9 protein-coding genes and 1 riboswitch are annotated in these 13,018 nt (G+C 34.7%); all 9 genes read left to right on the top strand.

The window, feature by feature from the left end:
• The first annotated feature begins 28 nt into the window (after positions 1-28).
• Positions 29-880: a CPBP family intramembrane glutamic endopeptidase gene (locus tag C0966_RS05145; protein WP_274854110.1), complete on the top strand. Its 852-nt coding sequence runs from the start codon at positions 29-31 to the stop codon at positions 878-880.
• Between the two features lie 644 nt (positions 881-1,524).
• A riboswitch (cyclic di-GMP riboswitch) is annotated at positions 1,525-1,614 on the top strand.
• A 275-nt stretch (positions 1,615-1,889) separates the two neighbouring features.
• A complete protein-coding gene (locus tag C0966_RS05140; RefSeq protein WP_274854109.1) occupies positions 1,890-3,635 on the top strand; it encodes a methyl-accepting chemotaxis protein in 1,746 nt (581 codons plus the stop codon).
• A 42-nt stretch (positions 3,636-3,677) separates the two neighbouring features.
• Positions 3,678-6,629, top strand: coding sequence for an amino acid adenylation domain-containing protein (locus tag C0966_RS05135; protein ID WP_274854108.1), 2,952 nt, complete (start codon positions 3,678-3,680; stop codon positions 6,627-6,629).
• A 33-nt stretch (positions 6,630-6,662) separates the two neighbouring features.
• Complete coding sequence (locus tag C0966_RS05130) at positions 6,663-7,256, top strand: 4'-phosphopantetheinyl transferase family protein (protein ID WP_274854107.1); 594 nt, start codon at positions 6,663-6,665, stop codon at positions 7,254-7,256.
• A 27-nt stretch (positions 7,257-7,283) separates the two neighbouring features.
• A protein-coding gene (locus tag C0966_RS05125; protein ID WP_274854106.1) for an IS3 family transposase occupies positions 7,284-8,443 on the top strand; the annotation gives its coding sequence in 2 pieces (ribosomal slippage) (positions 7,284-7,542 and positions 7,542-8,443; 1,161 coding nt in all).
• A gap of 371 nt (positions 8,444-8,814) precedes the next feature.
• Positions 8,815-10,881 carry a BglG family transcription antiterminator gene (locus tag C0966_RS05120; RefSeq protein WP_274854105.1) on the top strand — a complete coding sequence of 689 codons (2,067 nt, stop codon included), beginning with the start codon at positions 8,815-8,817 and terminating at the stop codon, positions 10,879-10,881.
• Positions 10,882-10,902: 21 nt separating this feature from the next.
• A complete protein-coding gene (locus C0966_RS05115) occupies positions 10,903-11,370 on the top strand; it encodes a PTS sugar transporter subunit IIA (protein WP_274854104.1) in 468 nt (155 codons plus the stop codon).
• Positions 11,371-11,386: 16 nt separating this feature from the next.
• The gene (locus tag C0966_RS05110) at positions 11,387-11,671 is read left to right on the top strand and encodes a PTS sugar transporter subunit IIB (protein WP_274855717.1); all 285 of its coding nucleotides are present in this window, start codon (positions 11,387-11,389) and stop codon (positions 11,669-11,671) included.
• An 84-nt stretch (positions 11,672-11,755) separates the two neighbouring features.
• Positions 11,756-13,018 (top strand): PTS galactitol transporter subunit IIC, encoded by a 1,263-nt coding sequence (locus tag C0966_RS05105; RefSeq protein ID WP_274854103.1) that lies wholly within the window; start codon positions 11,756-11,758, stop codon positions 13,016-13,018.

Below are 13,018 nucleotides of genomic sequence, written 5' to 3'. Positions count from 1 at the left end.
AACCATAAAAAGGGAGGAGCTATTAGTTATGCACTGGGGAAAGGTAGTTATACATTGTTTGATGTTGGTTATTTTGTTTTTGTTAGCAGCCATTTTTGTGATTCCCCTGACGGATGTGATTGAAAACGGTACGATGCGGGTTGTGGTCAAAGAACTTATACGTATTGGATTTACTGTAGGACTGCTATGGTTGTATGCGCGGCTGTTCTTTAAAAAATCGAGTGGATATTATCGTATTCATAAACTGTTTGATACTGGTGAAATATGGGTATTTGTTGGTTTGGCAATGCCACTTACAGTTATAGCATTTTATCTGCTCACAGAATTCGTCGTTTTTGAAAAGCAAGAACAACTTCATATTGAATCTGCTTTAGCGTTTATCATTGGCTCGTTCTTCACGGCATGCTCTGCCGGGGTGATTGAAGAGATTTTGTTCCGCGGTTATTTGTTTAAGCTAATCGAAGACAAATGGAATGCGATTACCGCCGTTTTCATCACTTCCATCTTGTTCGGTGCTCTTCATTTACTTACTGTGAATGGGTTACAGTTGGTTGATGTGTGCTTGGTACTTATCGCAGGCAGCTTGGTTGGCATTATGTTTTCGCTTATTGTTTATATGGCGGGGAATGTATGGAATGCAGTCGTGGTGCATATCATTTGGAACTTTTTTATTAATTCCCAAATGGTGCAATTTGCTCCTGTGCCCGACAGAAGTCATTCTTCCCTTGTGATGCTCAGGTTAAAATCGGACAGTGTTTGGATTACGGGCGGTACATTTGGGATCGAAGCTGCTCTTCCTGTTATCGTACTATATGTACTCATTATCTGCTGGATTGGATTTCGCAAAACAAAAGTTAGAAGGAATACTGTCACTTTTTAAGGAAAATACAGCAATTATTTTTGCACGTATTTTTTCACACATTGAACTAAACCAGCTGTTAATTGGAACAGCTTTAAAACTTCAATTAAACATACCTTTAGAAAATGTTAATGATATTAATAATTTGTATCAGTTAAGATTAATTTTTTAATAAAAAAGGAAAAAAGAAAATAATACATAGGCGGTCTTTTATTGTCATAAACCAACACACAGGACATGGAATGACAGAGAAAACGACAGTAGGAACAGTAAGATAATAGCAACAGACAGCAACGAATGAACAAATAACACAATGATAGCGATAATGACTAATAATAATGAGATCAGAGATCGCCTGCCGCCAGCACTCTTTGTACATAAGATTCCATACTGTTAGACATTTCAAAAAAAAGTCATTGAGTATTTATCTCAATATTATAGAAGGGATTTCGGATCGGAAAATACCTTTTATCTCTGGGAACTCAACAGAATTTCTTTACTGAAGAAAAATTACGAGGTTAATTGTTCAATACGTTCATAAAATATCACAAATAATAAGAACGATTTGTGACAAGTTTGTGAATATTTTTGAACAAGGTAAAAATTGCCTACCTTTTGCCGATATATATATGGTAAAAGGTTCTCTTTTGGTGTTTTAAATTTTCATATTTATTTGGCAAACTACTCGAAAGGGTAGGACGCAAAGCTAAAGGGGCTACATCTATTTATAATAGACATGCCAGCCAGTTGCACTTCGTCTGAAGTTTCGTTTTGATTCTTTACGAAGTTTTTTATTAAGATGATCTCGTTCAAGCAGCTGCCCTCTTTAGTTTTACTAGACTAGAGAGGGCAATTTTTTTATATAAGTTCAGATTGAAAAATAGACATAAGTAAGATGATCAAGTGAAGTAAAAGAAAAGTCCAAATGTTTTATACATATGTCTGAAAATCAAACTGCATTTATATAAATTCAAGTAGTGAACAAGCATTTACATAAATAATTGCTACTTCTTATGAGGAGGAATAAAAAGTGTTAAAAAACATGAATTTTTTCACCAAGAATATGCTGTTTTCGATAGTGAGTGTTGTGATTGTAGGAGTATCACTTGTTGGGATGGGTTATATTATCCAAGGTAATTTGTTAGAAAATCAGTTAAAACAGCAATCGGAAGAAATTACAAAATCTTGGATGAAGAAGATAGATGTCGATAAAGTAGAACAAGCTTCTAAAACGGAAAATATAAAAAGTAAAGAACATCAAGAGTTAACGACTTTATTAGATCAGTTAAGTGAATATAACCCGAATATTGCTCAAGGATACATATTTGGTACTGAATTGGCGGGGAAGAATGGAAATAAAACATCTATAGTGGCAAATCCTACTGGAATATGGGAGATGTTGCAAGAATCAGGATTAAAAGTAGGGGATATGTATGCTCAGCCTGATGTGGTAGTGGAAGCAATTAAGAAATTAAAGAATGAAAAGAAAGTTCAATTTACTAAAATTTATAAAGATGATTTGGGTACTTGGATGACAATTTTACATCCGATTATAAATAGCAAAGGTGAGGTATTTGCTTATTTTGGAGTTGACATAGATGCTTCAAACATAGAGGAAGGGCAAAAAGATTTATTGTTCAAATCAGGAATCTCGTTAGTTGTTATTTTAATGTTACTAATTGTAGGGCAATACTTATTATTAAAAGTTTCATTAAAGCCGTTAACCAATTTAATGCAAGGTATTGAAGAAGCAAGTAAAGGAAACTTGAATATTTCAGTGAAAGAAGGGAAAGATGAGTTAGGCCAAGTTAATCAAAAGTTTAATGGAATGATAAATGTAATAAAAGGTACGGTAAGTAGAATACGACATACTTCGAAAGAGATTGCCGAGAATTCAGAAAGGCTTTATGCATCGTTTGAAACAAGTTATAAAGCAGCTAACAATATTACAAACTCGGTAGAAATGGTACAAGAATTATTAGAGCGACAAGCTAAATCTATTAATGAGTCTTCGGTTGCGGTGGAGCAGATTTCTAAAGAAGTAATTAGCATTGCCAATTATACGAATGAAGTTTATGAGCTTTCTGAAGGGGTAACACTGCTTTCTGAAAATGGGAAAAAGTCTACTGATAAAGTTGTAGAGCAGATGGAGAAGATTAATCATAATGTAGAAAACTCCGATAAAGCAATCAACGAGCTTGTTACCGTGTCGGATGAAATTCAAGAAATATTACAAGTAATAACCAGTATTTCAAATAATACAAATTTATTGGCATTAAATGCTTCGATTGAGGCTGCTAGAGCAGGTGAGCATGGGAAAGGATTTGCTGTAGTAGCAAATGAAGTGAAAAAATTATCGGAGCAATCTGCAAACTCGGTAGAGAGCATACAAAAACTGATTGATAAAGTAAAAGAACAAATAAATAAAGTAGTAGATTCTATGGAAATCATAAAAAATGATGTGAGTGAAGGTATTGAAATTACAGAAAGTACAAATGAAGTATTTGGGAAAATTTATGAATCTATATTGGAAGTAGCTAAAAAATTGCAAGTAGTCTCTTCTTCCTCTCAACAAATTTCTGCAGGAGTTGAAGAATCGACTGCTATGATTGTTGAATTGTCAAGTAACGCTGAAAATATTACTAAAAGATATGATGATATTGTAGAAAATATCCACGAACAAGAAGCTTCGTTTGAAAATATAAGAGAAACAGTGGGTTACTTAACAGAAACATCAAAAGAATTAAAAAAGCTTAGTGATCAATTTAACATATAATGGTTATTCAACAAGATATTCTACAAGAATGGAGGGCATCAAATGAAAAATATTGTAGAAGGATTTGAATTATCTGTAAAAAAATTTCCGGATTATATAGCGGTTAAAGATAAGAATCGATATTTAACATATAAAGAACTAGATAAAGAATCGTCACGTGTAGCAGTGGAATTAGTAAAAAACGGACTAAAAAAAGGACAGTTTGTAAGCATTTTTCTTAAAAGAAGCGTTGATACCGTAGTGTCCATTTTAGGCATCTTAAAAGCTGGTGGAGTGTATGTACCATTAGATCCAGCTCATCCTGAAGAAAGAAATCGATATATTATCGAAGATACTCAATCACCATTTTTGATAACGAAATCAGATTGGCTAGAAAAAATTAAAAAACTAAATGTAAGATCGAAAAATATACTGTTGGATCGTTTAGATGACAATGATGAAGATGTATCGGTAAACATTCAAGAGAATGATTTAGCTTATGTAATTTATACATCAGGTACTACCGGCAATCCTAAAGGTACTTTATTGAGACATGTCGGGGTATTAAATTTAGTTTCTTGGAAACAGAGAGTGTTCAATATTAGACCGGAAGATCGAGTATTACAGTTTGCTACGTTTAGTTTTGATGCTTCTATACCTGAAACATTTGTTTCCTTATTCAATGGTTCGATTTTGTATTTAATTGATGATGAGGAAAGAATGTCTGTTGAACATTTTCTTAAAACAATCGATAGAGAAGGAATTACTGTCATTCCTGCTATACCGACTGTATTTTGTAACCAGTTATCGAAATATGCTAAAACACATGGTAAACGGAAATTTGGAAAGGTAAGGGCTGTAGGGGTAGCAGGAGAATTGCTAACAGGTGAGGTTGCAAGAAACTTTAAAAAGCAGTTTGGAAATGAAACGACATTATTTAATTTATATGGCCCAACGGAAACGACGGTAGCGGCTTCGTATTATGAGGTACCTGATGAAATCGATGAAAATATGTATAGTGTTCCAATTGGAAAAGCAATTGATGGTACTAAATTATATGTAGTGAATGAGAAAGGAGAGAGATGTAAAGTAGGTGAGATTGGTGAATTGTGGATTGCATCTGTAGGTATATCTTTGGGTTATTTGAATCAACCAGAGAAAACAGCAGAAGTGTTTATTAAGAATCCTTTTGAGGATATTTTTGAAGGAATGGTATACAAATCTGGAGATCTAGTAAAAGAATTAGAAGATGGGAACTTGGTGTTTATCGATAGAAAAGATACTCAAGTAAAAATTCGAGGACATCGTATTGAGATTGCTGAAATTGAGAATCGGATGTGTCAGATTGAAGGAATTCTTGACGCTGTAGTAGTCGTAGAAGAAGACAACGCAGAGAAAATATTAAAAGCTTTTTACATTTCTACGGATGAGTTGAGTCATGCTTTTATTATCAACGAGTTAAAAAAGAATTTGCCGAGTTACATGATTCCTTCTAAAATGAAAAGAATTGAAGAGTTGCCTTTTGCTCCTACAGGAAAAGTAGATAGAAAGAAATTAGCGATGACTGAAGCTGATCGAGTAGTATTAGTAACCGATGACATTGTAAATCCTAGAAATCAGGTAGAGGAAGACATTTTAAATGCGTGGAAAAGGGTATTAAACATTGAAGGAATTGGAGTAAAAGAAGATTTCTTTGAAGTTGGTGGACATTCTTTAAAAATTATTGAAGTATTAGCGGAGATAAAGAAAAAGTATAGAGGACTATTCATCAAGGATTTCTTTGAATTGCGTACAGTAGAAAAATTAGCCGCAAAAGCAATAGAAGAGCACAAAAAAGAGGTTCAAGTGAAAGAAACAACATTTGTACAATTAAAAGAATATCCTGTGTTGAAAGTAGATAAGATCTTACCAAAAGTAAAGAGTGTGGTATTAACAGGGGCAACCGGATTCCTCGGTAGTCACTTATTGAAAAGATTGGCCGATAAGAAAATTCATATGTATGCGATTGTGCGAGGAAACCAACCTGAAGAGCGATTGAAAGAAAAGTTGAATACATATTTTCACATGGATATGAATGAGTATATTCACGTGGTGAATGGAAACTTAACACAGAGATTTTTAGGGTTGCCTGTAGACCAGTTTAAGGAGTTAGCTTTTAAAGTTGATGCTGTTATACATAGTGCTGCGGATGTTCGACATTTTGGTGAGCGGGAGCATTTTGAGAAAGTCAATGTAGAAGGTACGAAACATGTGTTAGAATTATTGGATGTGAATCCTGATTTGGTATTCCATCATATTTCAACGGTAGGAACTGTGGAAGATTTACTATTAGAAGGAAAGTGGATGGAGTTACAAGGAAAAACCAATATTCCGGAGGATTTGCAATTAAATAATGTGTATACAGACACGAAATTAAAAGCTGAGAGATTGGTTTTAGATAAAGTCAAAGAAGGCTATCAAACATTTATTTATAGAATGGGAAATTTAACGGGAAGAGCATCTGATGGAGTATTTCAGGAGAACATTGAAAGTAATGCATTTTATCGGATGATGAAATTGATGATATTAGTTGGAAAAGCTCCTGATGTAAATTGGATGGTTGATTTTACACCTATTGATTTTGCTAGTGCAGTTGTAACGACTTCTGTACTGAAAACTCAACATGATAGACGGGTCTATCATGTTAATCATCCAGAACCTATTCATTATCGTAAATTTATAGATTTATTGAATGAAGTGGGTTATAAGGTAGAATTGATGGATAAGATAGAATATGAAGAATTTGTATTAAATCTAGAAACTTCTAAGGAAGCTAGAAATTTATTGGTTGCACAATTAGACGGTGACGGTGCGAAAGATTCAGAAGCGGTCTTTGATAGCAGGGATACGATGACTTCTTTGGGAATAAAAAATATTCCTGAAATCAATAAAGAATATATGAAAAAGTTATTAGATCATGCTTTCGAAGTTGGATTTATTAAGGTTAATAAATTAGTAGAAGAAGTATTAGTGTAATGCTGATACTTCTTTTTTATGGTGGTATGTGGGATGGTGGATGTATATATATTTCAAGACTGGAAGTATTGCAAAAAAGAAATAAATGAGAGCATCATCACCGATAAAGAACAGATGTATATAAAGAAGTATGGAAATGGTAGAGAATCCATACTTTCTTTACTTTTAGTAAAGTCTGTTTTAGGAGAAGTGGAAATTTGGAGAGATGAAAGGGGAAAACCTTTATTAGTTAATGATGAACGATTTGTAAATTGGTCTCATAATGAAGAGTATTGGGTATTAGCAGTTAGTAGAGAAGGTCCTGTTGGTGTGGATATTGAGTCGTTAGGTAAAGACTATCAAGAAGAGGCGTATGGTTGGATTTTACATGATGAGGAAAAAGAACGGATGAAACAGGGGGTGAAATTTTCTGAAATATGGACAAGGAAAGAGGCTTATGTAAAGTATCTAGGGGTGGGAATTGATGAAGATATGAATAAGTGGAATTCTTTTGATAAGGATTTTATAAAGTCTTTTAAATTTAAGAATGCCGTTATTAGTGTATGCGCTGAAAAGATTGACAAGATCAATGTATATGTAAACGGGTATGATGTTAGACTAAAAAGTAGACACAGATTATTATTGTAATAATAGACTGAAAAATGAGGTGTCTACATGACAAAAAATCAAAGGCGGTACGAGGAAGACTTTAAGCGTCAAACTGTTCGTTATATTTTGGAGGAAGCGAAATCCGTTGCACAAGTTGCCCGTGAGCTCAAAATAAACGAAAATACTCTTCACGGCTGGGTGAAAAAATATAAGCAAGAACCTGAAATATCAGAAACCCAAACTTTTCGATCTGAAGACCACGAAGTTCGTGAATTGAAGAAACGTATTCGGGATCTGGAGGAGGAAAACTCCATATTAAAAAAGGCGATGCACTTCTTCGCGAAAGACCATCGGTAAAATATTCATTTATCCATGAACATCGCTTCGATTACCGATTGGAGAAGATGTGCGAGGTATTGAAAGTTTCTCGAAGCGGTTATTATAAATGGCGTGATCGTCCCAAAAGTGCTAGACAAGAACGTCGAGAAGAATTGACGCAGGAAGTGCGTCGTGTGTATATCGAATCCCGCCAACTGTATGGGAGTCCAAAGGTTACCAAAAAGCTCAATCATGAAGGAATTAAGGTTTCACAGAAGACGGTTTCCCGCATAATGAAAGAAGAGGGAATGAAGTCTCGTACCGTGAAAAAGCATAAGGCAACCACTAACTCAAAACATAACCATCCGGTCCATGAAAATGTCTTAAACCAAAATTTTACTGTTACAAAACCAAATGAGGTGTGGGTAGCTGATATCACATATGTTCCAACGGATGAGGGTTGGCTTTATCTAGCTAGTATGATGGATTTGTATTCAAGGAAAATAGTCGGCTGGCATATAGACTGTTCAATGAAAAAGGAGCTAGTGTTGAGCGCTTTAAAGCAAGAAGCATATCAGCGTCAACAACCACAAGGATCTATCCTCCATCACTCTGATCGAGGGAGTCAATATGCTTCAAATGACTATCAAGCTAAGCTAATTGAATACGGTATGAAATGCAGCATGAGCCGAAAAGGAAATTGTTATGACAACGCTTGTATTGAATCATTTCATGGGATCATAAAAAAAGAACTAATCTATCAGACTCGTTATAAAACAAGGGAAGAAGCAAAAAAGAGCATATTTGAGTATATAGAAATATTTTACAATAATAAACGTATTCACTCAGCAACAGAGTATTTTTCACCATCTGAATACGAACGTATGTACTATAAAAAGGGAGCTTAATGAGCATATTAATAGAAAAGTGAGAACCGAAAATTTACCTTTTAAAAATAATTAGGACAGCGTCGTAATTATTTTTAAAAGGCCACCAAGCGATAGCGCGGTAGCTGCTAGAAATTTATAAATTTTTGTGTCTACTTTATTGACCTAATATCAAAACAAAACCTCGAAACTTGAGGATCTACATAAACAGCCATCAATGGTGTTTAAGAAAATATTAAGGATAATGGAGGAGGACTAGGTTTTTTGGGGAAACCTGGTCCTTTGTTTAAGTAAATCCCAATTTTGTACCGCACAAATTCAAAAAAAGGAATGAAAGCGTATGCATAAAATTGTTTTCTTTTGCTACAATGTAGCTAGATAGGAGGGATACAATGATACTTGATGTCAGATGTGTCCAACTGTTAAGAGAGGTGACTGAAAATTCAAATATCAGCAGTAAAGAATTAGAGAAGAAATATCAGTTAAGTCGCAGGCAGATTGGATACAGCTTCAAAAAGATAAATATGTGGTTAGAAAGTAAAAATATACCGACGATTGAACGGACAAATAATGGTTACTTCCTTATTGATAAAAGTTTAAAATCTAAGCTTGCTCTCGATGAAGAATTTAGATACGAGAGTGTAAGCGAATTATCTAAAACGCAGCGAATTAACATCATATTCCTCATGTTAATAAGTAAAAAGGAAGAACTTTCATTAGCTCATTTTACGAGTGAATTAAAAGTGAGCAAGAATACCGTCTTAGATGACTTGCAGCAAGTAAAGAAAATTGCGAATGATTATGGACTTCAGTTTCGGTATTCGCGAAAACATGGTTATTTAATAGAAGGAAAGGAATTTAACATTCGCAAGCTCTTGATATCCACATTAGACAAGATTTTGAAAATGGATCGAGGAACCGAAATAGTAAGGCGAATTGCTCAGTTATCAAATGAAGAAATAGTGGAATTTAGAAGAAAGATAGAACAAGTAGAAAAGTCATTAAATTTGAAATTTACTGACGAAAAGATTGAAATAATGCCTTATATATTCATTCTTATTTTAAGAAGAGTGAAACAAGGGATGCAAATAGGCCCATTTTATATTAATTATAAAGAAATTTCTGATACGAAAGAATATTTAGCTACGGAAGAAATTCTTCATGATATGAATGATGTTCCAGAAGAAGAGCGTCTCTTTATCACGCTGCATTTACTTACTGCGAATGTACATTGGTCAGAAGGATTAACCGAAGAAACGATTCCAAATTTAGTGCAAGCCTTGGATGAAATGCTTGTCCTTTTTGAAAAAAATACATGCATTTTTCTGAAAGATAGAGATCAGCTGCTGCATAAGCTGCTTCTTCATATGAAACCAGCATATTACCGGATTAAGTATAACTTAACAGAAACTAATGAAATCTATGAAATGGTTAACCGAGACATTAAAGAGCTTCATTATTTAGTGAAAAAGTCTATTCAACCGTTGATCGACTTAATTGGGTGTCACATCCCAGAAAGTGAAGTCGCCTACTTAACGATGCTAATCGGGGGGTGGCTAACACAACAAGGGGAAAATATAAGTAAAAGATTGAAAGCGGTAGTTGTTTGTCCAAAAGGTGTTTCCGTTTCTAGATTGATGTTCAGTACATTAAGAGAATTGTTTCCAGAGTTTATTTTTCTAGACTCATTATCAATTAGGGAATTTCAAGAATATTCAATGGATTACGACATTGTTTTTTCACCGGTGTTTGTAGAAACAAAGAAAAAATTTTTTCTTGTCAATTCTTTTCTCGGATATGAAGAGAAAAAAAGATTACGTAAACAAGTCATGCTCGAATTATATGGATATGTGCCAAAAGAGTTAAACGTAGAGGATATTTTGGAAATCGTCGAAAAGCATTGTGTAATAAAGGATAGAAAAAACTTGTCAAAACAGTTATTGGAGTACATTGGCCAAGACAGGACAGCGGATTTTAGCTACGGATTTAGCAATAATAATCCAAATTTATATGAATTAATAACGCCTTCTATGATTACTTTGCGCCACTCGGTTCACTCATGGGAGGAAGCGATTGAACTTGCATCACAGCCGTTACTAAAGTGTAATAAAATTTCGGAATATTATATAGATTCTATGATTAAGCGCTGTCAATATGATCCATATATTGTCATTGGTCCGAATACAGCGATTCCTCATGCTGCACCAGAAGAAGGAGTAAACGAGATTTCAATGAGTTTGCTTCGGTTAAGGAAAGGAGTTACCTTTGCGAAGGATTATTCGATACAGTTAGTGTTTATTATCGCTACGCTTGACAAAGATCGTCACCTTCGTGCACTTACGCAGTTAATGAGGTTAGTAAGAAATGATCAAGATCGTCAGCAAATCATAAATGCAAAATCGGTTTATGAGATTCACGAAATCATAAAAAAATATGCAGAGGAACCATTGTTTGTCTGAAAATATGGAGGTGAAAAATAGGTGTGTGAAATATACTTTGATGAATCACTAATTTTGAAAGATATCGATGTAAATAGCAGAGAAGAACTATTAAGAACAATGGCCACAAATCTGTTTAGAAAAGGATTAGTAAAAGAAAGCTTTATCGACGCTGTTATTGAGAGAGAAAAAACGTTTGCTACTGGTCTGCCTACAAATGGCATTTCTGTTGCCATCCCTCATACTGATTCAGAGCATGTAAATAAAAAAGCCATAAGTGTAGCGATATTAAAAGAACCCGTGAAATTTGGTGTTATGGGAGAGATGGGCGCAGAAACACCTGTTCAAATCGTATTTATGCTTGCCATAGATAAAAAAGATTCTCATCTCGTTGTTCTTCAAAAACTAATGGAAATCTTTCAAAACGATGAGGAATTGCAGTTTCTAATAGTAGAAGAAAACAAGACTAACATAAAAAAACGGTTAATGAAACATTTACAAATCATATAAAAGGGGAGATATGAACATGAAGAAAAAACAAGTATTAGTAGCCTGCGGAACAGGAATTGCGACATCTACAATTGTGAATAAAGCGATAGAAGATCTTTGCAAAGAAAATAATATTGAATGTGACATTGTTCAAATTAAGATTACCGAAGTAGGTTCATATATTGATACAGCTGATCTGTTAGTTACTACAACCATTGTTCAAAATGAATATCCATTCCCTGTAATCAATGCAAGAGCATTTTTAACGGGATTAGGATTAGATGAAGTGAAAAAGGAAATATTGGAGCAGCTAAAAAAATAATCCATAGCCTTTTGTTGTAGAAAAATTTGGATTCCATGATTTCCTCGTGGAATCCATTAGAAAAAAAACGGGAGGTTGAAAACGATGAAGGAATTTGTTGATGCATTGCAATCATTTTTAAATTTAGGTGCAACGGTTATTCTGCCAATTGCGATTTTCTTGCTTGGTTTACTATTTGGCCAAAAACCTGGAAAAGCTTTTAGAGCGGGATTAACGATTGGTGTGGCATTCGTTGGAATTTTCTTAGTGGTAGATTTACTCGTTAGCAACCTTGGTCCGGCGGCACAGGGCATGGTCGAGAGATTCGGAATTCACTTGCATGTCATTGATGTTGGTTGGCCGGCAGCAGCTTCGATTTCGTGGGCTTCCCCAATCGCAGCATTTATGATACCGCTCGGATTATTATTAAATGTGTTAATGCTTATCACTAAAACGACTAAAACGATGAACGTGGATATTTGGAACTTCTGGCATTTTACGTTCATGGGTGCAATTGTTTACGCTTTATCAGGCAGCATCATTCAAGGGTTAATTGCAGCGCTTTTATTCCAAATCGTATGTTTAAAAATTGCCGATTGGACAGCTCCAATGCTGGAAAAGTACTTTGGATTGCCGGGAATATCTGTAGCTACGGGAAGTACTGTTTCTTATGCAGTTCTTGGGATTCCACTGGTGAAATTGGTGCAAAAAATTCCTTTTATTAAAAACTTAAATGCAGATCCTGAAACTATACAAAAAAGATTTGGAATATTCGGAGAACCGATTTTTATGGGTCTGATTCTTGGTTCTATATTAGGGTTGCTTGCCGGTTATCCTGCTGGCAAAACAATTCAAATTGGGATGTCAATGGCAGCAGTTATGGTTCTTATGCCTAGAATGGTAAAAATTTTAATGGAAGGGCTTATGCCGATTTCGGAATCAGCACGTGAATTACTTCAAAAGAAATTTGGTGCTCAAAACATTTATATCGGGCTTGATGCGGCTGTAGCCATCGGTCATCCGGCAGTTATTTCAACAGCTTTAATCCTTGTTCCGATCACAGTCGTTTTAGCTGTCATCTTACCGGGTAATAATGTTCTTCCATTTGGTGACTTAGCAACGATTCCTTTTATTGTCGCATTTATCGTCGGTGCTTCACGAGGAAATATTATTCATTCTGTGATTGTTGGTACCGTTTTGATCGCTTTATCACTTTACATGGCGACAGATCTTGCAGATCTTCATACACAAATGGCGATCGATGCTAAATTTAAAATGCCTGAAGGGGCAAGCAAAATATCTAGTATCGACCAAGGCGGCAACTTAATTAACTATGTAATCTATAGAATTTTTGCTTTATTTAACTAA

This window comes from Bacillus methanolicus (genome assembly GCF_028888695.1).
GTDB lineage: Bacteria > Bacillota > Bacilli > Bacillales > Cytobacillaceae > Bacillus_Z > Bacillus_Z methanolicus_B.
Note: the sequence above shows the minus strand (reverse complement) of the source record. Positions and strands in the feature narration are given on the sequence as shown.